Here is a 21,915-nt window from a genome sequence, read left to right on the forward strand (position 1 = left end):
CGGACTAGGAGATGACATGAACCCGAAGATCCTGGGTCTGCTCGGCACCGGCGCCTCCGTCCTGGGCGTCCAGGTGGCCACCAAGGGCCTCGACGCCACGTGGAAGAAGGTCACCGGCCGCCAGGTCCCCTCCAAGGGCGAGGACCCCCGCGAGGACCGCTGGCTCGACATCGTGCTGTTCGCCGTGGTCAGCGGCGTGCTCACGACCGTCGTGCGCGCGCTGGTCAACCGCCAGGTCGCCGAGCAGCAGGAGAAGGCCGAGCGGAAGAAGGCCGTCGAGAAGGGCCAGGCCTGAGCCGCAGCCCCCTGCCCGCCCGGCGGCGCCGCAGCGGGAGCGGCCGCCGAGCATGACGAAGGCGCCGGGAGCCCGCGGGCCCCGGCGCCTTCGTCATGCCCTGATCCGGATCCGGCCCCGCCTGCGGGCCGCCGTCCCCCGGGACAGCCGTCCCCGGGACGGCCCTCCCCGGCCGATCCCTGCGGACCGGTTCCGAGGCGGTCGGCGGGCGCGGTGCGCGACACCCCGTCGAGTCCCGCGTAGACTTCCGGGCACACGACAGGGGAGCGCCCGCGGGCGCTGAGAGTGCGGTCCGCCGCTGACCCTCGAACCTGCTCCGGCTAGCACCGGCGAAGGGAGTCGAGCATCTCGGAGGTGCTGTCGCGGAGCGCGCAGGCCCACCGGGATGCCGCGATCCGCGCACAGCGCCTTCCCCCTCCTGCACCAGGGACGCCACGGCGTCCCCGACGCCCCAGGAGGAGCATCATGACCGATCGCAGCGCATCCGCCCGCCCGTCAGCGCAGCCCGCCGCGTCCGACCCCGCCGGCGCCGGCAGCCAGGTCGCGCACGGCCAGGGGCCTGACGGGCGGAGCCCCGAGCGGCAGGGGGCCGCGCCGCGCGCCGGGGGAGGCCGTCGGCGCCTGCGCTGGCGCGTCGTGGACCTCGTCGTCCTGGCGGTGCTGGCGGCCGCCTGCGGCGTCATCTTCTGGGCCTGGTCGTCCCTCGTGTACCCGATCTCGGAGGCCGCCACGGTCGGCTACCCGCCGGCCGGAGGGCTGCTCGTGGGCGGCTGGCTGATCGCCGGCCCGCTGGGCGCGCTGATCATCCGCCGCCCGGGCGCCGCGCTGGCCTGCGAGCTGCTGGCCGCCTGCTTCGAGGGCCTGCTGGGCACGACCTTCGGCCTCACGGTCGTCATCTCGGGAGTGGTCCAGGGAGCTGCGGCCGAGGCGGTCTTCCTGGTCACGGGCTACCGGCGCTTCGGCGCCGTGACCGCGATGGCCTCCGGGGCTGCGGCCGGGCTGCTCGGGACCCTCTGCGAATGCGTCCTCTACTACTACGAGTGGCCGCTGTCCCACCAGGCCGTCTACGTCGTGCTCGGAACGGTCTCCGGCGCCGTCATCGCGGGCCTGGCCATGTGGGCCCTCACCCGGGCCCTGCGCGCCACGGGTGTGCTCTCCGGCCTGGCCTCCGGACGATGACCCGCACGGCCGCGGAGACCGAGCCGACGGCCCCCGCCCTCGGCGCCTCCGTGCGCGCGAGCTGCTTCGGCTGGCAGCACGAGGGCCGGGACGCGCCCGCACTGAGCGGGATCGATCTGGAGATCCCGCGCGGCCAGCGCGTCCTGCTGCTCGGGGCCAGCGGCTCCGGCAAGTCCACCCTGCTGCACGCGCTGGCCGGAGTGCTGCCCGAGCCCGACGACGACCCGTCCGAGGCGGGCCCCGGCTCGCGGGGCGAGCTGCTCGTGGACGGGACGCCGGCGAGCGAGCGCCGGGTCGCGACCGGTCTGCTCCAGCAGGACCCCGAGTCCTCGATCCTGCTCGCCCGCGCCGGCGACGACGCGGCCTTCGGTCCCGAGAACCTGGCCGTGCCCGCGCCCGAGATCTGGCGGCGCGTCGATGCGGCCCTGGCGGCCGTGGGCCTGGACATCGCGCTCGAGCGCGACACCTCGGCGCTGTCCGGCGGTCAGCAGCAGCGCCTCGGCCTGGCCGGCATCACGACCATGCGCCCCCGGCTGCTGCTGCTCGACGAGCCGACCGCGAACCTCGATCCCGAGGGCGTGCGGACCGTGCGCGACGCCGTCGCGGCCGTGCTCGGGCAGACCGGTGCGACGCTGATCGTCGTCGAGCACCGCACCGAGGTGTGGGCCGATCTCGTGGACCGGGTGGTGGTCCTCGGCCCCGACGGGATCATCGCCGACGGCCCGCCCGGCGAGGTCTTCGACCCCCGGGCCCCGGGCCGGGACCTGCTGGACGCCGCCGGGATCTGGCGGCCCGGAGCGGACCCGATCGGGATCGCCGGGACCGAGGCCGGCGGCAGAGCCTGCACCGGCCGGGCCGTGCCCCACGGCGCCGATGCCGCCGGCGTCAGTCTCGCCCGCGCTGCCGGCGGCCGCAGCGGCCGGCAGCAGGGCCCGCTGCTGCTGCGCGCCCAGGCCCTCGAGGTCTCCCGCGAGCAGCCCTCGCAGCGCCTGCTCGCCCGGCGCCGCCGGCGGGTCCGCGCCGGGGGGCCCGCGCCGGCGGAGACCCGGGCGGGGGCCCCGGTCGCCGAGCCGGTCGATCTGGAGCTGCGCGGCGGCCGCGCGGTCGCCCTGACCGGGCCGAACGGCGCCGGCAAGTCCACCCTGGCGCTCACCCTGTCCGGGCTCCTGGCGCCCAGCGGCGGTCGGGTCGAGGCCTCGGAGATGCTGCGCGCCGGTCTGTGCTCCGACCCCTCCGCATGGTCCGGCCCCGAGCTCGTGGAGCGCATCGGCACCGTCTTCCAGGAGCCGGAGCACCAGTTCCTCACGGGCAGCGTCCGCGATGAGCTGGCGGTGGGGCCTCGGCGCGCAGGGGTCGGCGAGGAGGAGATCCGCCGCCGGGTGGACGCGCTGCTCGAGCGCCTGCGGCTCGCCGAGCTGGCCGAGGCCAACCCGTTCACCCTGTCGGGCGGGCAGAAGCGGCGGCTGTCGGTGGGCACCGTGCTCGCCGCGGCTCCCGAGATCCTGATCCTGGACGAGCCGACCTTCGGACAGGACGCCGTGACGTGGGCGGCCGTCGTCGATCTGCTCGCCGAGCAGGTCGAGCACGGGCGGTGCGTCGTGGTGGTGACCCACGACGCCGAGCTGGTCCGCGCCCTGGATGCCCAGCAGGTGGACGTGGTCCCGGCGCGGCCGAGCACGAAGGCCCCGGTCTCACCGGGGGACCGCCCCGCCGACCGCCCGGTCCACGAGGCGCATGACGGCGCCCGGCAGCCGGCAGCCGCACCCGCCCGGCACGGCGGCCCGCTCGCGCGGCGCAGCGCTATGGCCAAGCTGGGGGCCGTGGCCGTGCTGAGCCTGGCCCTGCTGCTGTCGGCCGATCCCGTGACCTCGGGCCTGATCCTGGCGGTCGAGGTCGCCGGGCTGAGCGCGATCGGACAGCGCCCCGGGGCGCTGCTGCTGCGGATCTGGCCGCTGCTGGCGGCCGCCCTGCTCTCCGGCTGGGGGACCGCGGTGCTCTCGGACGCGGGGGGACCGGTGTGGCTCGAGCTGGGCCCGTACGTGCTGACCTCGGGCTCCGTGGGCGCGGGTGCGGCGATCGCGCTGCGCGCCCTCGCCCTGGCCCTTCCCGGCGTCATGCTCCTGCTGAGCACGGATCCCACCGATCTGGCCGACGGGCTGGCCCGCACCCTGCGCCTGCCGGTGCGCGTCGTGCTCGCGGCCCTGGTGGGCATGCGGCTCGTGACGGTGATGATCGACCAGTGGCAGGTCCTCGTGACCGCCCGCCGAGCCCGGGGGGTGGGCGGTTCGCGCCGCCCCGCGGCGGTCGTGCGGGAGTTCGGCGGGCGGGCCTTCGGGCTGCTGGTCCAGTCGCTGCGCCGCGCCTCGCGGCTGGCCGTGACCATGGAGGTGCGGGGCTTCGGCGGCGTCGTGGCCGCGGATCAGCGGACGTGGGCGCGTCCCCGCCGCTTCACCGCCGCCGACGCGCTGCTGCTGGGCGCGGCGATCGGGATCGCGCTCGGGGCGCCGGCCGTCTCGGAGGCGCTGGGGGTCCACCGCTTCATCTGGCAGTGACCTCCGGGCCGCCGGCCCCGGCTCAGGAGCCGCCGGCGGGCTCGTCGGTGGGGCCGGGCTGGATGATCGAGGCGGACTCCCACACGGGGTCGCGACGGATGTAGTCGACCTCCTGCGCGGCCCACATCTCCCAGAAGGGCTCGAAGCCCGTGTCGCGGCGCAGGGCGCGGTCCCGCCGCTGCGACTCGGGCAGCTCGACCCACACGGAGACGTCGAGGGCCAGGCGGGCGGTCGCGTTGCACGCGCCGACGCCCTCCAGGACCACGATCTCCGCCGTGCGGGTCAGCCGCGGGCCGCCCAGCGAGCCCGCGAGCCAGTCCCAGGCGTTCCAGTAGGCGTCGCGGCCCTCGCGCAGGGGCGGGAGGATGCTCTCGTTGTAGATCTCGATGCCCTGAGCGAGGCCCTCCCAGCCCGGGTAGAGGTCCTCGAGGTGGAAGACGACCACGTCGCGCGTCACGGACAGCACCGCTGCGAGCTGCCCGGCCAGGGACGTCTTCCCGGCGCCGGAGCGGCCGTCGATGCCGATCAGGTGCGGCCGGCGGGTCGGCTCGGTGAGCTGGTGCATGAGCGCGATGCCCGAGCGGTTCCGCTCGGCCACCGCGGGGTCCATGTGCAGCTCGACGTCCTGCATGGCTCAGGCCCCTGCCCGGTCCCGGGCGTGGGCGACGATGCCGGGCAGCGCCCCGACGACCATCTCCCACGTGGTGTCGAAGCCTTCGTCCGCGCCGTACCAGGGATCCGCCACGCCCTGCTCGGACTCGGGCAGGTCCGCGGCCTCGGGATCGAACTCCCGGTACAGGCGCACCTTCCCGGCGGACTCCTGGTCCGGAGCCAGCCGGCGCAGGATCTGGGCGTGCTGCGGTGTCATGGCCAGCAGGAGATCGTGGTCCTCGAACCACTCGGGGGTCACCTGGCGCGCGCTGTGGCCCGAGGGATCGAGGTCCTCGCGCGCGAGCACCCGGACCGCACGGGGATCGACGGGATTGCCCTGCTCCTCGTCCGAGATGCCCCCGGAGTCCACGCAGACGGCATCGTCCAGCCCGGCCCGCTCGAGCTCGCGGCGCAGCGCGAACTCGGCCATGGGCGAGCGGCAGATGTTGCCGGTGCATACGACCCCGATGCAATACATACGCCCAGTGTAGGGCGAGCCAGGTCCGGGTGGGGGAGCCGGGCTCCCGCAGGGGTCGTGCCGCGGCCGATGCCATGAAAGTTGATAATAAGCGACTCAAGTCTCCTTGACACTCAGGGCGGCAGGACTATAGTTGAGCGCAGAAAGCTCAAGCAGTGAGGTCATACCGGGGCCAGACGCTCCCGCACTCACTCGAGGAGCAGAACGGCAACAGGTCCGTAGGCCCCGGAGGGCTTCGGCAGAGGAGGAATCACACATGGCTCGTGCAGTGGGAATCGATCTGGGCACCACCAACTCGTGCGTCGCAGTGCTGGAGGGCGGCGAGCCCGTCGTCATCGCCAACGCCGAGGGCGCTCGCACCACCCCGTCGGTCGTCGCGTTCTCCAAGGACGGCGAGACCCTGGTCGGCGCCGTCGCCAAGCGCCAGGCCGTCACCAACGTCGACCGCACCATCGCCTCGGTCAAGCGCCACATGGGCACCGACTGGACCGCGCAGGTCGACGACAAGAAGTACACGCCGCAGGAGATCTCGGCTCGCACGCTCATGAAGCTCAAGAGCGACGCCGAGGCCTACCTGGGCGACGACGTCACCGACGCCGTCATCACCGTCCCGGCGTACTTCAACGACGCCGAGCGCCAGTCCACCAAGGAGGCCGGCGAGATCGCGGGCCTGAACGTCCTGCGCATCGTCAACGAGCCCACCGCCGCGGCCCTGGCCTACGGCCTCGAGAAGGGCAAGGAGGACGAGTCCATCCTGGTCTTCGACCTCGGCGGCGGCACGTTCGACGTCTCCCTGCTGGAGGTCGGCAAGGACGAGGACGACTTCTCCACCATCCAGGTCTCGGCCACGGCCGGCGACAACCGCCTGGGCGGCGACGACTGGGATCAGCGCATCGTCGACTGGCTGCTGGAGCAGGTGAAGTCCAAGACCGGCGCCGACCTGTCCAAGGACAAGATCGCCCTGCAGCGCCTGAAGGAGACCGCCGAGCAGGCCAAGAAGGAGCTCTCCTCGGCCTCCTCGACCAACATCTCGCTGCAGTACCTCTCGGTCACCGCCGAGGGCCCGGTCCACCTGGACGAGACGCTCTCGCGCGCCAAGTTCGAGGACCTGACCTCGGATCTGCTGGCCCGCGTGGAGAAGCCCTTCCGCGACGTCATCTCCGAGGCCGGCATCAAGCTCTCCGACATCGACCACGTCGTGCTCGTGGGCGGCTCGACCCGCATGCCCGCCGTCGTGGAGAAGGTCAAGGAGCTCTCGGGCGGCAAGGAGCCCAACAAGGGCGTCAACCCGGACGAGGTCGTCGCGATCGGCGCGGCCATCCAGGCCGGCGTGCTCAAGGGCGACCGCAAGGACGTGCTGCTGATCGACGTGACCCCGCTGTCGCTGGGCATCGAGACCAAGGGCGGCGTGATGAACAAGCTGATCGAGCGCAACACGGCCATCCCGACCAAGCGCTCGCAGGTCTACACGACCGCCGAGGACAACCAGCCGTCGGTGTCCATCCAGGTCTTCCAGGGCGAGCGCGAGTTCACCCGGGACAACAAGAACCTCGGCACCTTCGAGCTGACCGGCATCGCCCCGGCCCCCCGCGGCGTCCCGCAGATCGAGGTCACCTTCGACATCGACGCCAACGGCATCGTGCACGTCTCCGCCAAGGACAAGGGCACCGGCACCGAGCAGTCGATGACGATCACGGGCGGCACCTCGCTGGCCCAGGAGGACATCGACCGCATGGTCAAGGACGCGGAGGCCAACGCCGAGTCGGACAAGAAGCGCCGTGAGGCCGCCGACATGCGCAACAACGCCGAGCAGCTGGCCTACTCGACCGAGAAGCTCGTCAAGGACAACGGCGAGAAGCTCTCGGACGACGTCCGCACCGAGGTCCAGGCCGACATCGACGCGGTGAAGACCGCGCTCGAGGGCGACGACGACTCCGCCGTGGAGTCGGCCGTCGAGAAGCTGCAGGGCTCCATGGGCAAGATCGGCGAGGCCGTCTACTCGCAGCAGGACGGCGAGGGCGAGGCCGCCGGCGCCGCCGGCGAGCAGACCGCCCAGGAGGACGAGGACATCGTCGACGCCGAGGTCGTGGACGACGAGAAGGACGACGACTCCAAGAAGTGATCCGCGACCGAGGCTCGCTCCGCGCGCCGCCGCGCTCCGTCGCCGAAGCGACCGGGGCCCTGCGGCGCCGGGGCGGGCCTCACCCGCATCCGGACGCCCGCGCCGCGTCCGACTCGCCGGCGCCCCGTGCGCCGGCCCGCCACCCGAGCCGTAGGAGCATCGCATATGACCAGCAATCCGGAAGACCCGCAGGCCGACGGCCCCGTCCCCGGCGACGAGGCCGGAGCCGAGCAGCAGCCCGAGCAGTCGGGCGATCAGCCTCTGACCCCCGAGGACGTCCTCGGGGCCGAGCAGACCGAGGAGGCGCGCCAGGCCGACCAGGGCGATGCCGCCGAGGGCGAGCAGCCCGAGGCCGAGGGCGACGCCCTGGCCCGGGAGCGCCTCGAGGACCTGCGCCGCCTCCAGGCCGAGTTCGTCAACTACAAGAACCGCACCGCCCGCGAGCGCGAGCAGCTGCGCGACCACGTGGTGGCCGACGTCATCACCTCCCTGGTGCCGGTGCTCGACGACATCGACGCCGGCCGCGAGGCCGGGGAGATCACCGAGGGCCCGTTCGCCCGCATCGCCGAGAAGCTCGAGGACTCGCTGCAGCGCAGCGGCCTGGAGCGCGTGGGCGTCGTCGGCGAGCCCTTCGACCCCAATGTCCACGAGGCGGTGCTCCAGCAGCCCGCCGAGGGCGTCGAGGAGGACCACGTCTCCCTCGTGCTGCGCTCCGGCTTCCGCGTCGGCGGACGCGTGGTGCGCGCGGCCCAGGTGGCCGTCGCCCCCTCCGCCTGATCGCGGCGCCGCGCACGGCGCGTCCGCGCACCGACCGACGGGGTCGTCCGCCGCGGCGGGCGGCCCCGTCGGCCATCGCGGCGACCGGCCCGAACGGACCGGCGTCGCCGCTCCACTCATCCGCACCTGCCCCTGAAAGGAGGCGTCATGGCCAGTCAGGACTGGATCGAGAAGGATTTCTATGGCGTCCTGGGCGTCTCCAAGGACGCGTCCGATGCCGAGATCAAGAAGGCGTACCGGTCGCTCGCCAAGAAGCACCACCCGGATCGCCACCCCGGGGACCCGCAGGCCGAGACCCGGTTCAAGGAGATCTCCGAGGCGCACGACGTCCTCGCCGATCCCGAGCAGCGGCAGCAGTACGACCAGATCCGCGCCATGGGATCCGGGGCCCGCTTCGCCGGGGGATCAGGCGGCGGCGGGTTCGAGGACCTCTTCGGCGACGTCTTCGGCGGCTCCGGGGGCCGCGCCCGCACCCAGTTCTCCACCGGCGGGGCCGGGGGCTTCAGCTTCGAGGACCTCTTCGGCGGCGGGGGCTTCGGCCCCGGCGGCTTCGACACGGGCCGCGGCGGCCCCACCCGCCCGCAGCCCCCGGCCAAGGGCGAGAACCTCACGACCAGCACGCTGATCTCCTTCGACGACATGATGCAGGGCACCACCGTGCGCCTGCGCCGCGGCGACGGGAAGACCACCACGGTCAAGGTCCCGCAGGGGGTGCGCGACGGGCAGAAGCTCAAGCTGCGCGGCAAGGGCCACAGCGGCCCGGGCGGCCCGGGCGACCTCATCCTGACCGTCAAGGTCGGCGGCCACCCCGTCTTCGCCCGGAAGGAGGACTCGGATGACCTGCTGGTCACCGTGCCCGTGTCCTTCCCCGAGGCCGCGCTCGGGGCCACGATCCAGGTCCCCAAGCCCGCCGGCGGCACCGTGTCGCTGCGGATCCCCGCCGGCACGTCGTCCGGCCGCCGCTTCCGCGTCAAGGGCGCCGGCGTGCCCGCGGCCAAGGGCGCCGGCAGCCTGATCGTCACCGTCGAGGTGGCGGTCCCCGCCGAGCTGGACGAGACTGCCCGCAGGGCGGTCGAGGACTTCGCGGCCGCCACGGCGGACTCCGATCCGCGTGCGCAGCTGCTGGAGCGCGCGAGGTCCTGAGCCCCGGCCGACCCTCCGGGAGCACCCGCGGATCGCAGCGATCCCCCACCGACGAGGAGCGTGAGCACTCATGGCACTGGATGCGGACAAGCCGCTGTTCGTGATCTCCGTGGCCGCCGAGCTGGCCTCCATGCATCCGCAGACCCTGCGGCAGTACGACCGGCTCGGCCTGGTCCGCCCGTCCCGGGCCCCGGGGCGGGCGCGGCGCTACTCCCAGCGCGACGTCGAGAAGCTGCGCCAGGTCCAGGAGCTGTCGCAGGAGGGCGTCTCGCTGCAGGGGATCAAGCGCATCATCGAGCTCGAGAACCAGGTGGCCGCGCTGCAGCACCGGGTCACCGAGCTCACGCAGGAGCGCGATGCGGCCCTCGAGCAGATCGAGGACGACAACGCGGTGTTCGCGGCGACGTCGTCGGGCGAGATCGTCCGCCTGCCCCGCGGCCGGCGCCGCCTGCCGCCCGAGCGTCCCAGGATGTCGAGCTCCCGGGCGCTCATGCTCTACCGCCCCGGGCGCGGCCAGGGCCCCTCGGGGGAGCCCGGCCGCTAGCACGCGCAGCCGCACGGGCCAAGGCTGTGACACCGGGGGATGGCCCCTCCGAAGGGGGCCGGGGGCCGCTTCGCTAGGGTGAGGCCTCGAGCGCACCCCACCGGAGGAGAGACCCCGCGTATGGCCACCAGGACGAACGACGGATCGCCCTCGGAGGGCGGCTCGACACGCCAGCGGAGCACGGGCCGCGGGGCGCCCCGTCGCTTCCTGGACGAGATCACCTACCCGCACAACATCCACCCGGCGCTCGTGCCGGGCATCTCGGTCGACGACCAGCTCAACCGCTACGGCGTGGACCGGGTCGTCACGGCCGTCGCGGGCGCCCTGATCCTCGCGTTCATCGCCTGGGGCATCCTGGACACCGACTCGCTCACGGAGATCTCGACCGCGGCGCTGCAGTGGACCAGCGTCAACATGGGCTGGGCCTTCAACTCGCTGGCCGTGGGCCTGCTGATCTACCTGCTGTGCATCGCCCTGTCGCGCTACGGCCGGATCCCGCTGGGCCTGGACACCGACGAGCCGGAGTACTCGACCGTCTCCTGGGCCGCGATGCTCTTCGCCGCCGGCATCGGCATCGGCATCATCTTCTTCGGGCCGTTCGAGCCCATGACCTACTTCCTCTCGCCCCGCCCGGGCTCCGTCGAGCCCGCCACCCAGGAGGCCATGAAGCTGGCCTCCGCCCAGGCCGCCCTGCACTGGGGCCTCAACGCGTGGGCCATCTACGGGATGGTCGGGCTGGCCGTCGCCTATGCCTCCTACCGCCGCGGCCGCGTCCCGCTGATGAGCTCGGTCTTCGCGCCGTTCTTCCGCAGCGGGCGCACCGACACCGCCGCCGGCCGGATCATCGACATCCTGGCGATCATCGCCACGCTGTTCGGGACGGCCGCGTCCCTGGGCATCGGCGCGCTGCAGATCGGCCGCGGCGTGGAGATCGTCGGAGGGCTCGGCGAGACGGGCAACGCCATGGCCCTGCTGATCATCGCGGTGCTGACGGCCGGGTTCATCGCCTCGGCGGTCTCCGGGGTGGCCCGGGGCATCCGCTGGCTGTCCAACATCAACATGGTCCTGGCCGTGGGGCTGGCGCTGTTCTTCTTCGTCGTCGGCCCGACGGCGTTCCTGGCCAACTACGTCCCCGCCGTCGTGGTGACCTACTTCGCCGAGCTGCCGACCATGCTCTCGGCCTCGATGTCCGACGGCCCCGAGATGCAGGAGTTCCTGTCCTCCTGGACGACCTTCTACTGGGCCTGGTGGGTCTCGTGGGCGCCGTTCGTCGGGGTCTTCGTCGCCAAGATCTCGCGCGGGCGCACCATCCGGCAGTTCATCTTCGGCGTGCTGTTCATCCCGTCCTCGATCGTCGTCCTGGCCTTCACGATCCTGGGCGGCACCGCGATCAAGGAGCAGCTCGACCACCGGAGCATCGCGCCCGACGGCACCGCCGCATCGCTGCCGGCCCCGGAGGAGATCTTCTTCGTGGTCGCCGACACCCTGCCCGGCGGGGTGGTCGTGACGGCCGTCGTGATCGTGATGCTCGCCGTCTTCTTCATCACGACCGCCGACTCCGCCTCGATCGTGGCCTCGCAGATGTCGCAGAAGGGCGATCCGGAGCCGCGGAGGATCGTCACGGTGTTCTGGGGCCTGTGCATGGCCGGGATCGCGGTCGTGCTGCTGCTCGTGGGCGGGGAGAGCGCCCTGACCGGGCTGCAGAACATGATCACGGTGACGGCGCTGCCGTTCACGCTGATCATCTTCGGCATGGTCGTGGCCTTCCACAAGGACCTGCGCAGCGACCCGTACATCCTGCGCAGCACCTACGGGCAGTGGGCCCTGGACAAGGCCGTGCGCCACGGCGTCGACGAGCACGGCGACGACTTCATGCTCGCCGTCGAGAAGGCCGACGGCCGCAACCGCGCCTGGGCCACCGCCGCGGACTTCGACTCCTCGGCGCCCGAGTACACGGACTGGTACCAGCGCACGGATGCCGACGGGAATCCCGTGGACTACGACTACTCGACGGGGGAGTTCCCGGCCCTGGACGAGACCGAGGGGACGACCCGCGGCGAGGATCAGCCCGAGAAGCGGTAGGTCAGATCGCGCGGGATGCGCCCGGCCTCGCGGGCCTTGCGCTCGAAGCTCGTCAGGACGCGGCCCTCCCAGCGCGGGGCCCAGCCCTGGTCCGGGTCCTCGTCCGTGGCCAGGGGGCCCGGGTGCAGGTTCTCGAAGCGCCCGTCGGCCTCGATGACCTCCCGCATCTGCACCGCGTACTCCTGCCAGTCGGTGGCCAGGCGCCAGGTGGCGCCGGGGCGCAGCACCCGGGCGACCTTCTCCACGAAGCCCGGGGAGATCAGCCGGCGCTTGTGGTGGCGCTTCTTGTGCCACGGGTCCGGGAAGAAGACCCACAGCTCGTCCACGGAGGCGGGCTCGAGGAAGTGCTCCAGCACCTCCGGGGCATTGGCCTGCACCGCGCGCACATTGGTAGCCCCGGCGGCATCGGACTTGGCCAGCAGATCGGCCAGCCCGGGCGTGTAGACCTCGACGGCCAGGAAATCGCGGTCGGGGACCTCGGCGGCGCGGCGGGCCATGGCCTCGCCCAGGCCCGAGCCGATCTCGACGACGAGCGGGGCCCGGCGCCCGTAGACGGCCTCCTGGTCGAAGGCGGCGTGCGCGGCCACCGACGTGTCCGTGACCTCGCGCGGGACCTCGAGGATCCGCTCGGGAGCCAGCTCGTCCCACGCGCGCTGCCTGCGGTTCGTCAGCCGGTCGCCGCGGCGCACGAAGGACAGCGGCTGCCGGTGGAAGCGGGTGCGGTCCTCGTCCTTCCCCGCCTCCGCTGCGGCTCCGGTGCTCCGGGCCGCGGGGGCCGCCTGCTCGGAGCCGTCGGAACGGGGGTCGTGCTCGGTGCGGGGATCGGTCTGCTCGGGGGGCCTGTGCTCGCTCATCAGGAGCAGAGTCTAGCCAGCGGCTAGGCTGATCCGGCCGCCGTCCCCGAAGCCGCGACCACCCGGGAGTCCCATGTCCTCGCCGACCAGGCTGCCGCTGGGCCCCGGCCCGCAGCGGGCGCTGTTCGTCATCGCGCTCGGCGTCATGGCGGCGGTCAGCCCCATGGCCACCGACATCTACCTGGCCTCGATCCCGGGCGCGGCCGAGCATTTCGGCACCCCCATCACCGCGGTGCAGCTCTCGCTGACGACCTACATGCTCGGGATGGCGCTGGGCCAGTTCGTGCTGGGGCCCGTCTCCGATCGGGTCGGGCGCTACCGCCTGATCGTGGCGGGGACCGTGCTCTTCACGCTGGCCTCGGCCGGGATCGCGCTGTCGACGAGCATCGGGATGATGCTCGTGCTCAGGGCGGTCCAGGGCATCGCCGGGGCGGCCGGCGTCGTGGTGGGCCGGGCGATGGTCTCCGACACCGTCTCCGGGGTGGCCGCCGCCAAGGTCTACACCCTGCTGGGCACCATCACGTCGCTGGCCCCGATCGTCGCGCCGCTGATCGGCGGCGTGATCGCCTCGCGCGCGCCGTGGCAGGTCGTGTTCTGGGTGCTCACGGGCTTCGGGCTGGTCATGCTCGCAGGGGTCCTGGGCGTGCTGAAGGAGACGCTGCCGCCCGAGCGGCGCAGCACCGCCGGCCCGGCGGAGATCTTCGCGGGCCCGCTGCGCATGCTGCGCGAGCCCGTGTTCATGGGCTGGGCGCTGTCGCTGGCCTTCGCCTTCGGCGCCCTGTTCAGCTACATCTCCGCCTCGTCGTTCGTGCTCCAGGGCATCGTCGGGCTCTCCGAGCTCGGGTACTCCGTCGTGTTCGCGATCGGCGCGCTGTGCGGGAGGCTCGGCGGGCTGGTCAACGTCCGGCTCCTGGACCTGGCGAGTCCCGGGGCGATCCTGCGCGCGGCCCTGTGCCTCATGGCGGGAGTCAGCCTCGCGGGGCTGATCCTGCTGCTGGCCGGCGCACCGCACTGGACGCTCGTCGTCCATGTGGTGCTGGCCCAGTCGTGCATGGGCTTCGTCATGGGCAATGCGATCGCCCTGGCCCAGGTGGAGGCGCGGCACCGTGCCGGGGCCGGGTCCGCCGTGCTGGGCCTGCTGCAGTTCCTGCTCGGCGGCATCGCCAGCCCGCTGTCCGGGCTCGGGGGAGACGGCACCGCGGTGCCGATGGCCGTCTGCATGCTGATCTTCTCGGCGCTCGCCCTGGCCTCGGCCGCCACGGCTCTGCGGCTCTCGCGCAGCCGTGGACCCGGCGGCAGCCCGGCTCCGCAGGTGTGACCCGCGACATCTTCCAGCCCGGTGCGCGCCCTGAGCCGCCTGGCAATCCGCTGTGTGCTTAGATGCCCTTCGATGGAGGATGTGACGCGAGTCTCCTCCCGGACCTCGTGGTGAGCGCCGCTGTGCGCATCACCCCTTCCCCTCGGAGAGGACTGTCTCGTGATCCAGGATCTGCTGGACCAGCTGTCGGGCGTCGGCTCGTACTGCTTCACCTCCGGCTCGCTGGATGCCGCCGAGTGCTTCGGCAGCCTCGGCGGCATCATCTGGGGCCCCTTCTGCCTGATCCCGCTGCTGCTGTGCACGGGCATCTACCTGACCATCCGGCTCACCGGGCTGCAGCTGCGCAAGCTCGGGCCGTCCCTGCGCCTGGCGCTGCTGGACCGCGCGGACGACGACGCCGTCGGCGGCGACGTCTCCCAGTTCCAGGCCCTCACGACCGCGCTCGCGGCCACGGTCGGGACGGGCAACATCGTGGGCGTGGCCACGGCGATCTCGATCGGCGGCCCCGGCGCGCTGTTCTGGATGTGGGTCACCGGCATCTTCGGCATGGCCTCCAAGTACTCGGAGGCGTTCCTGGGCGTGCGCTTCCGCACCGTCGATGCGAAGGGCGAGATCTCCGGAGGGCCGCAGTACTACCTGCAGCGCGGCATCCCCAACGGGTTCGGCAAGTTCCTGGCCCTGTTCTTCGCGGTCGCCGCGGCCCTGGCGTCGTTCGGCATCGGCAACATGACCCAGGGCAACTCGATCTCCTCGAACATCGAGGGCTCGTTCGGCATCCCCCTGTGGATCACCGGCGCCGTGCTGGCGATCCTGACCCTCGTGGTCCTCGTGGGCGGCATCAAGTCGATCGCCAGGGTCTCCTCGGCCTTCGTGCCGATCATGATCGTGTTCTACGTGGTCGGCGCGATCTGGATCCTCATCGTCAACATCGTCGACGTCCCGGCCGCGCTCGGGCTCATCTTCACCGATGCCTTCACGGGCACCGCAGCCGTGGGCGGCTTCACGGGCTCCGCGCTGATCCTGGCCGTCCAGATGGGTGTGGCCCGTGGCGCGTTCTCCAACGAGTCCGGCATGGGCTCGGCCGCGATCGCGGCGGCGTCGGCGCAGACCACCCACCCCGTGCGCCAGGGCCTGGTGTCCATGACCCAGACCTTCATCGACACGATCATCGTCGTGACCTTCACCGGCCTCGTCATCATCACCACCGGCGTGTGGCAGCAGGGCTCGGACTTCGCCGCCACCATGACGGGCGACGCCTTCTCGCACGGCCTGCCCGGGCAGTGGGGCCACTACGTCGTGACGATCGGCCTGGTGATGTTCGCGTACTCGACCATCCTGGGGTGGGCCTACTACGGCGAGCGCTGCATGGAGCGGCTGTTCGGACGCGGGGCGGTCATGCCGTACCGCGTCGTGTTCTCGATCGTCGTCTACATCGGGTGCACCGTCCCGCTGGCCGTCGTGTGGAACTTCGCCGACGTCATGAACGGGCTGATGGCCATCCCGAACCTGATCGGGCTGCTCGTGCTCTCCGGGCTGATCTACCGCGAGACCAAGCACTACCTGGACCACGATCCGCAGCTGCGCGCCGGCAAGGCGGAGATCGACGCGTTCATGGCCGGGCGCCCCGGCGGCATCGACACCTACGAGTCGACCGGGCGCTGAGCCTGCTCTGCCGCAGCGCAGGCCCCGTGCGGATCGCCCTCCCCCCGGTCGACCCGCACGGGGCCGGTCGGCATCCCGGGCGCCGGTGCTCAGGGCGAGGGGAGACGCGTCCGCGGCAACCGACGACGACAGCGCGGACTCCGGCCCGGCTCGTGCCTAGGGTGGTCCCATGAGCGAACTCCAGCACCCCCTGGCCCTGAGCACCGACGCCGGGATGGCCACGGTCTACGACCAGGGCGCGCACGTCGCGTCCTGGACCCCCTACGGGAACGACCCCGTCCTCTTCGTCTCCCGCCGCTCCGGCTTCACCGTCGGATCCCCCATCCGCGGCGGGATCCCCGTGTGCTTCCCCTGGTTCGGCCCGGGGCGCTCGGGCGATCGCACGCCCTCCCACGGCTTCGCGCGCATCGTGGAGTGGTCCCGGGTGCGCACCGAGGACAGCACCGCGGTCTTCGAGCTGAGCGATGCCGCTCTGTCCCCGGAGCACCGGGAGTCCTTCCCGCATGCGTTCCGCGCGCAGCTGCAGGTCACGGCGGGGGCCTCGCTCGAGGTCCGGCTGACGGTCGAGAACACGGGCGAGGAGGCCTTCGAGATCGAGGAGGCCCTGCACACCTACCTGGCCGTCGGCGACGTCCGGGAGGTCGTGGTCCACGGCCTCGAGGACGCCCAGCACCTCGACAAGACGCGCGGTCACGCGCTGACCCCCGCGGCCGGAGAGCCGCTGCGGCTCACGGGGGAGACGGACCGCGTGTACCTCTCCTCGGGCCCGGTCGCCGTCGAGGACCCCGTGCTGGGCCGGCGGCTGCGGATCACCACCCAGGGGGCTGCGAACACCGTCGTGTGGAACCCCTGGACCGAGAAGGCGGCCGCGATGCCCGACTTCGGTGACGAGGAGTGGCCGGCCATGCTGTGCATCGAGGGCGCCAATGCGCTCGACGACGCCGTGACCGTGGAGCCCGGTTCGGCGCACGCGATGAGCTACCGGATCGACGTCGAGACGGACTGATCCCCGCGGGCCGGTCCGCGGCCCGACCCCGGGGACGACGAGAGGCCCCCACCGGGCGGTGGGGGCCTCTCGCGCTGCTCCGGCTGCCGGGCCGGAGCCGGGGGGGGGTTCAGCTCACTTCTTGCCCTGGGCGATCAGCGCGGCGCCGATCGCACCCAGCCAGACGTCCTTGGACAGCGCGGTGCCCTCCTGCGACGGGCGGATGCCGTCGTCCTGGGTCATCTCGTCGTTGCGGAAGTACATGCTCAGCATGCCGGCGGAGAAGGTCAGCAGGGCTGCGCCCGCCAGGCGCTTGTTCACGATCGGGGTGACCAGCAGGGCGCCGATGCCGACCTCGGAGAGCCAGAGGAACTGGCCGAAGGTCTTGGCGTCCCACTCGCTGAACTGGGGGATGCCGGAGGCCGCCATGCTCTGCAGGCCCTCGTAGGCCTCGACGGGCAGGTCCTTCTTGCCCAGGCCGGACTGGATGAGGTAAGCGCCGGAGACGCCGCGCAGGATCGCGTTGGACAGTCGCATGTGATGCTCCTTCAAGCCGGGGGTCGCGGCGCTCCCGAGCCCGGGACGCGCCGATTGTTGATCCGTCACCATGTTACCAGGACCCTTCGCGGAAGGGATGAGGCCGTCGTCACGCGAGGTTGCCGCAACAAGCGCCCTCGGCGGAATGACGCAGGGCGGGTCCGCGCTCACCCTGATGAGACCCCGGGTCGGTCTCGGCGGCGGATCGCACGATCCGCGCCACGTGATCCGGCGGCCGCTGTGCCGCCGGGAACGGAAGGCGGAGCATGGCACGCATCAGGGATTTCGAGGACAGAGTCGCGCTCGTCACGGGCGCGGCTGCGGGCATCGGCCGGGCCGTGGCGGAGGATCTCGCCGCACGCGGCGCGAAGGTCGTGATCGCCGATCTGAACGAGGAGGGCGCGACGGCGGTGGCCGAGGCCATCGCGGCCGACGGAGGGGAGGCCGCGGCCTTCCGCATGGACTCCGCCTCCAAGGAGGACAACCGCGCGGCCGTCGAGTTCGCCGAGTCGACCTACGGGGCGCTGCACCTGGCCGTGAACAACGCGGGCATCGGCGGCGCGCAGAAGGCCGCCGGGGACATGGACCTGGAGCAGGACTGGGACCGCGTCATCGCGATCGACTTCGACGGCGTCCTGTACGGCATGCACTACCAGCTGCAGGCCATGGAGCGAGCCGGCGGCGGCGCGATCGTCAACATGTCCTCGATCCACGGCTCGGTGGCCACCGGCATGGGCAACAGCGCCTACACGGCCGCCAAGCACGGGCTGGTGGGGCTGACCAAGCAGGCGGGCATCGACTACGGCCAGCGCGGGATCCGCGTCAACGCCGTGGCTCCCGGCTACATCATGACCCCGCTGCTGGAGAACTCGCTGACCCCCGAGCAGATCACGGGGCTCGAGTCCAAGCACGCGCTGAACCGCCTGGGCCGCCCGGAGGAGGTGGCCTCGATCACGAACTTCCTGCTCTCGGACGCGGCCTCCTTCATCACGGGCTCCTACATCCTGGTCGACGGCGGCTACACGGCGGTCTGAGCCTCCCCGGCGCTGCACGGCACAGCAGGCGTCGGAGGCCTCGTGGGCCGCCGCCGTGCGACGCCGGCTCCGATCGATGCCGATCCCGTGAGGCGGGAGCGCGGTCCTCGGCCGCGCCCCGCCTCACGGCGCCTGCGGCGACGATGAGGTAGGGTCAGCGGGTTGCACATGGCACTGTCCGCCGCGCACCGGACCCGGAATGGCCGTCACCACGGCCCGGGACGTGAGATCTGAAGCGAGATGGACAGGCAGCGCGTCGAACACCCCGCCCAGGCGCGGAGGTCGGCGCAGGAAGCAGGCGGACCTTCCGAGGACAGCTCCTCGGGCTCCCGCCTGCGGCGGAGACAGGGGCGCGGAAGCCCCGCCGCCCCTGTGCCGGAGCCGAGCCGCCGTCGAGTGCGGGCCGTGAGATCGGCGCACCCCGGAGAGCCGACCCAGGCGCCGGGACATCCGATCGAAAGTGCTTTCCCCCGTGACTTCCTTCACCGACCTCGGCGTGCCCGAGGCACTGGCCCGCGTCCTGTCCCAGAGCGGGATCGACGAGGCCTTCCCCATCCAGACCAAGACCCTCCCGGACTCGCTGTCCGGGCGCGACGTCCTGGGCCGCGGCCGCACCGGCTCCGGCAAGACCATCGCCTTCGCGCTGCCCCTGGTCACCCGACTGGCGGGCCTGACCCAGGGCACCAGCAGGGCGCCGCGCCGCGCGGGGCGGCCCACCGGGCTGGTCCTGGCGCCGACCCGCGAGCTCGCGACCCAGATCGACCGCGCGATCGCCCCCCTGGCCGAGGAGGCCGGGCTGAGCACCACGGTGATCTTCGGCGGCGTCTCGCAGGTCCACCAGGAGCGCGCCCTCTCCCGCGGCGCCGACATCGTCGTGGCCTGCCCCGGCCGCCTCGAGGACCTGCTCAAGCAGGGCGTGCTCACGCTCGACGACGTCCGCGTGACCGTCATCGACGAGGCCGATCACATGGCCGACATGGGCTTCCTGCCCGTCGTGACCCGCATCCTCAAGCAGACCCCGGACGGCGGGCAGCGCCTGCTGTTCTCCGCGACGCTCGACGGCGGCGTGGACGTGCTGGTCAGGAAGTTCCTGCACGATCCCGTCACCCACTCCGTGGATGCGCCCAAGGCCGCGGTCTCGACCATGGAGCACCACGTGCTCGTCGTCGACGCCGGCGAGAAGCAGCAGCTCATCGAGACGCTGGCCTCCGGCACGGGCCGCCGCGTGATGTTCACGCGCACCAAGCACCGCGCCAAGAAGCTCGGCAAGAAGCTGTCCCAGCAGGGCATCCCGGCCGTGGACCTGCAGGGCAACCTCTCGCAGAACGCCCGCGACCGGAACCTGGCGAGCTTCTCCCAGGGAGACGTGCGGGTCCTGGTGGCCACCGACGTGGCCGCCCGCGGCGTGCACGTCGACGACGTCGAGCTGGTCGTGCACATCGATCCGCCGGCCGAGCACAAGTCCTACCTGCACCGCTCCGGGCGCACCGCCCGGGCCGGTGCCGCGGGGCAGGTCATCACGATCGCGACCCGCGAGGAGCGCCGCGACGTCGAGAAGCTCATGAAGCAGGCCGGCGTCACCGCGAAGTTCTCCGAGGTCTCGATCGGCTCGCCCGTCGTCGCCGAGCTGGTGGGCGAGCGCGCCGAGCGCGTGGCCTACGAGGCGCCGACTCAGGCGCAGGGCGCCGGGCGCGGTTCCCGCGGCCGCGGCAAGCCCTCGAACAATCGTTCGGGACAGCGCTCCGGCGGCGGCAGGAGCCAGGGCCGCTCGAGCGGCGGCCGCTCCGGGGGCCGCAGCGACGAGCGGTCCGAGGGGCGCCAGGACGGTCGCGGTCAGAGCCGTTCGAGCGGAGAGCGGTCGGAGCGCTCCGGCGGCCGCGCCCCCGAGGGACGCGGCCAGGGGCGTCGCGACGGCGGCCGGCCCGGACGCGGCGACCAGGGCGGCGCCCGCAGCGGCGGCCGGGCCGGCGGCTCCGGCCGAGGCCGCTCCGGCGGCGGTCGCAGCGCTGCTGCACGCACCGACGCCCCCGCCAGCGCCGTGGCGCTGCACGGGACGGCGGATGCCACGGCGGATCGCGCCACGCAGGCGGCGGCTCGTCGCCGCGGCCGCCGCGCGGACGCCGCCGGGTCCCAGCGCGGCTGATCTCCGGCCCCGCGGCCGAGGTCCTGGGACGTCGGCCGCGGCAGGCCGGTGCCTCAGGGGCGGTTGACGCGCAGGACCCGGCCGGCAGGACGGAGGGCCGGCTGCGTGTCGTCGTCCGGGGCCTCGTCCGACCGGGCGCCGTCGCCGCTGCCGTCGTCGGCGAAGCCGGCGACCTCCTTGCGGGGCAGATCGGGCACGAGCGGGCCGATGCCGCGCAGCAGCTCGAGCGTGACGTCCTCGTGCCGGTCGACGGGGACGAAGCCGGGCTCGAGCGGCACCTCGCGCTCACCCGGGACGACGACCACGGGCATGCCGGCAGCGCATGCCGACTGGGCGCCGGCGATCGAGTCCTCGACCGCGATGCAGTCCTCCGGCGCCGTCATGAGCCGATCGGCGGCGGTGCGGTACGGCTCGGGGTGCGGCTTGGCGTGCACGACGTCCTCGCGGGAGACCGCTGCTCGGATCGCGTGGGGTGCGGCGGCCGCGGTCCCGGCGACGACCGCGGCCAGGGCATTGGTGACGATCGCCGCGGGGATCCCGGCGGCGGCGAGCTCGTCGAGCAGCTCCGGGCGCGCCGGCAGGAACGGGACCCGCTCGGCCGTCGCGGCCGCGACCTCCGCCCCGATGCGGTCGGTGATCTCCTGCAGCCCGCCGTCGGCGCCGCGGTCGATCATCAGCTGCGCCGACTCCTGCACCGTCCGGCCCAGGGTGCGCTGATCGTCCGCATCGGTCCAGTCCTGGCCGAAGGAGCCGGCGACGGTGCGCTTGGCGACCGCCCACTCGGGCTCGGTGTCCACCAGGGTGCCGTCGTGATCGAGCAGGACCGCCTTGGGCCAGGAGCGCTGCTCCGGATCGAGCCATTCGAGCAGCGCGAGGCTGAGCTGGCGATGATCGGCCAGATGGACGGCCCCCTGCTCCGGGGGCACCGCGACCGTGCCGGGCACGACGACGACCGTCATGCCGGCGGCCTGGGCGGCTTCGACGCCGGAGGGGGAGTCCTCGATGGCCACGCACTGCGCCGGATCCACGCGCAGCCGGCGGGCGGCCTCGAGATAGCCCTCGGGGGAGGGCTTGGCGGCGATGCCGTCGGCGAGCTCCCGGTCCCCGATGATGACGTCGAACATCGACTCGGGGCCCTTGGACGCGGTGTGCTCGGCCATCTCGGTCGTGGCGTTCGTGACGATCGCCGCCGGGATGCCCGCGGCGGCCACCTCCTCGAGCAGCCGTGCGACCCCCGGGATGAAGCCGGGATCGTGCTCTCGGAGCACCTCCCGGGACAGCCTGACGAGGCGCTCGCCGATCTCGCGGTCCTCGAGGTCGACGCCGCGCTCGCGCAGCCGCTCGAGCGTGAGGGCGATCGACCTGCCCATGACGTCCGTCGAGTCCGACGACGTCCAGGTCCCGCCGTGCTCAGCGGCCAGCCGGCGCTTGGCGAGGTCCCAGAGGGGCTCGGTGTCGAGCAGGGTGCCGTCGTGGTCGAACAGGACGGCCTGGGGGAACGTGCGTGGGGCCATGGGCTCCACCCTATCGGCGCCCTGGCCGGGCGCCTCGGCGATCGG

The 21,915-nt window shown here is 73.0% G+C and carries 18 protein-coding genes and 1 riboswitch; of the genes, 13 read left to right on the forward strand and 5 right to left on the reverse strand.

Annotated features, from left to right (window positions below):
• Positions 1–16: 16 nt before the first annotated feature.
• From FSY66_RS02850 to FSY66_RS02860, 3 genes are all read left to right on the forward strand, one after another.
• Entirely contained in the window at positions 17–295 is a 279-nt protein-coding gene (locus tag FSY66_RS02850; protein WP_144791092.1) for a DUF4235 domain-containing protein, read from the forward strand.
• Positions 296–545: 250 nt separating this feature from the next.
• Positions 546–650, forward strand: a riboswitch (TPP riboswitch).
• Positions 651–760: 110 nt separating this feature from the next.
• Complete coding sequence (locus FSY66_RS02855; RefSeq protein ID WP_144791094.1) at positions 761–1,474, forward strand: ECF transporter S component; 714 nt, start codon at positions 761–763, stop codon at positions 1,472–1,474.
• Positions 1,471–4,026, forward strand: a complete 2,556-nt coding sequence (locus FSY66_RS02860; RefSeq protein WP_144791096.1) for an ATP-binding cassette domain-containing protein — start codon at positions 1,471–1,473, stop codon at positions 4,024–4,026. The genes FSY66_RS02855 and FSY66_RS02860 overlap by 4 nt, the downstream gene beginning before the upstream one ends.
• Before the next feature lie 22 nt (positions 4,027–4,048).
• Here FSY66_RS02860 and FSY66_RS02865 read toward each other — a convergent pair whose 3' ends face one another.
• Together FSY66_RS02865 and FSY66_RS02870 are read right to left on the reverse strand one after the other, a co-directional pair.
• Positions 4,049–4,657 carry a nucleoside/nucleotide kinase family protein gene (locus FSY66_RS02865; RefSeq protein ID WP_144791098.1) on the reverse strand — a complete coding sequence of 203 codons (609 nt, stop codon included), beginning with the start codon at positions 4,655–4,657 and terminating at the stop codon, positions 4,049–4,051.
• A gap of 3 nt (positions 4,658–4,660) precedes the next feature.
• Positions 4,661–5,155, reverse strand: a complete 495-nt coding sequence (locus FSY66_RS02870) for a low molecular weight protein-tyrosine-phosphatase (RefSeq protein WP_144791100.1) — start codon at positions 5,153–5,155, stop codon at positions 4,661–4,663.
• Between the two features lie 256 nt (positions 5,156–5,411).
• On the opposite strand from FSY66_RS02870, the gene dnaK reads away from it, so the two are divergent.
• From dnaK to FSY66_RS02895, 5 genes are all read left to right on the forward strand, one after another.
• Positions 5,412–7,277 carry a molecular chaperone DnaK gene (gene dnaK / locus FSY66_RS02875; protein WP_144791102.1) on the forward strand — a complete coding sequence of 622 codons (1,866 nt, stop codon included), beginning with the start codon at positions 5,412–5,414 and terminating at the stop codon, positions 7,275–7,277.
• A gap of 165 nt (positions 7,278–7,442) precedes the next feature.
• Positions 7,443–8,054 carry a nucleotide exchange factor GrpE gene (locus tag FSY66_RS02880; RefSeq protein ID WP_144791104.1) on the forward strand — a complete coding sequence of 204 codons (612 nt, stop codon included), beginning with the start codon at positions 7,443–7,445 and terminating at the stop codon, positions 8,052–8,054.
• 147 nt (positions 8,055–8,201) lie between these two features.
• A complete protein-coding gene (locus FSY66_RS02885; RefSeq protein WP_144791106.1) occupies positions 8,202–9,197 on the forward strand; it encodes a DnaJ C-terminal domain-containing protein in 996 nt (331 codons plus the stop codon).
• A gap of 70 nt (positions 9,198–9,267) precedes the next feature.
• Positions 9,268–9,741: a heat shock protein transcriptional repressor HspR gene (locus FSY66_RS02890; RefSeq protein WP_144791108.1), complete on the forward strand. Its 474-nt coding sequence runs from the start codon at positions 9,268–9,270 to the stop codon at positions 9,739–9,741.
• Positions 9,742–9,861: 120 nt separating this feature from the next.
• The gene (locus FSY66_RS02895) at positions 9,862–11,823 is read left to right on the forward strand and encodes a BCCT family transporter (protein ID WP_144791110.1); all 1,962 of its coding nucleotides are present in this window, start codon (positions 9,862–9,864) and stop codon (positions 11,821–11,823) included.
• Here FSY66_RS02895 and trmB read toward each other — a convergent pair.
• A complete protein-coding gene (gene trmB / locus FSY66_RS02900) occupies positions 11,805–12,677 on the reverse strand; it encodes a tRNA (guanosine(46)-N7)-methyltransferase TrmB (RefSeq protein WP_144791112.1) in 873 nt (290 codons plus the stop codon). The two genes, FSY66_RS02895 and trmB, sit on opposite strands and share 19 nt — an antisense overlap.
• A 73-nt stretch (positions 12,678–12,750) precedes the next feature.
• On the opposite strand from trmB, the gene FSY66_RS02905 reads away from it, so the two are divergent.
• From FSY66_RS02905 to FSY66_RS02915, 3 genes are all read left to right on the forward strand, one after another.
• Positions 12,751–13,995: a multidrug effflux MFS transporter gene (locus FSY66_RS02905; RefSeq protein ID WP_144791114.1), complete on the forward strand. Its 1,245-nt coding sequence runs from the start codon at positions 12,751–12,753 to the stop codon at positions 13,993–13,995.
• A 222-nt stretch (positions 13,996–14,217) separates the two neighbouring features.
• A complete protein-coding gene (locus FSY66_RS02910) occupies positions 14,218–15,657 on the forward strand; it encodes an alanine/glycine:cation symporter family protein (RefSeq protein ID WP_144791572.1) in 1,440 nt (479 codons plus the stop codon).
• Between the two features lie 169 nt (positions 15,658–15,826).
• The gene (locus FSY66_RS02915) at positions 15,827–16,663 is read left to right on the forward strand and encodes a D-hexose-6-phosphate mutarotase (RefSeq protein WP_144791116.1); all 837 of its coding nucleotides are present in this window, start codon (positions 15,827–15,829) and stop codon (positions 16,661–16,663) included.
• A gap of 114 nt (positions 16,664–16,777) precedes the next feature.
• On the opposite strand, the gene FSY66_RS02920 is transcribed toward FSY66_RS02915, so the two are convergent.
• A complete protein-coding gene (locus FSY66_RS02920) occupies positions 16,778–17,179 on the reverse strand; it encodes a hypothetical protein (RefSeq protein ID WP_144791118.1) in 402 nt (133 codons plus the stop codon).
• A 275-nt stretch (positions 17,180–17,454) separates the two neighbouring features.
• Here FSY66_RS02920 and FSY66_RS02925 point away from each other — a divergent pair, with 275 nt between their 5' ends.
• Both FSY66_RS02925 and FSY66_RS02930 read left to right on the forward strand, forming a co-directional pair.
• Positions 17,455–18,213: an SDR family NAD(P)-dependent oxidoreductase gene (locus FSY66_RS02925; protein WP_144791573.1), complete on the forward strand. Its 759-nt coding sequence runs from the start codon at positions 17,455–17,457 to the stop codon at positions 18,211–18,213.
• Between the two features lie 472 nt (positions 18,214–18,685).
• Positions 18,686–20,356: a DEAD/DEAH box helicase gene (locus FSY66_RS02930; RefSeq protein ID WP_144791120.1), complete on the forward strand. Its 1,671-nt coding sequence runs from the start codon at positions 18,686–18,688 to the stop codon at positions 20,354–20,356.
• A gap of 53 nt (positions 20,357–20,409) precedes the next feature.
• Here FSY66_RS02930 and FSY66_RS13005 read toward each other — a convergent pair whose 3' ends face one another.
• Positions 20,410–21,870, reverse strand: coding sequence for an HAD family hydrolase (locus FSY66_RS13005; protein WP_313955532.1), 1,461 nt, complete (start codon positions 21,868–21,870; stop codon positions 20,410–20,412).
• Between the last annotated feature and the right edge of the window lie 45 nt (positions 21,871–21,915).

The sequence above is a fragment of the Kocuria palustris genome (genome assembly GCF_007666205.1).
In the GTDB taxonomy this organism is placed as follows: domain Bacteria; phylum Actinomycetota; class Actinomycetes; order Actinomycetales; family Micrococcaceae; genus Kocuria; species Kocuria palustris_A.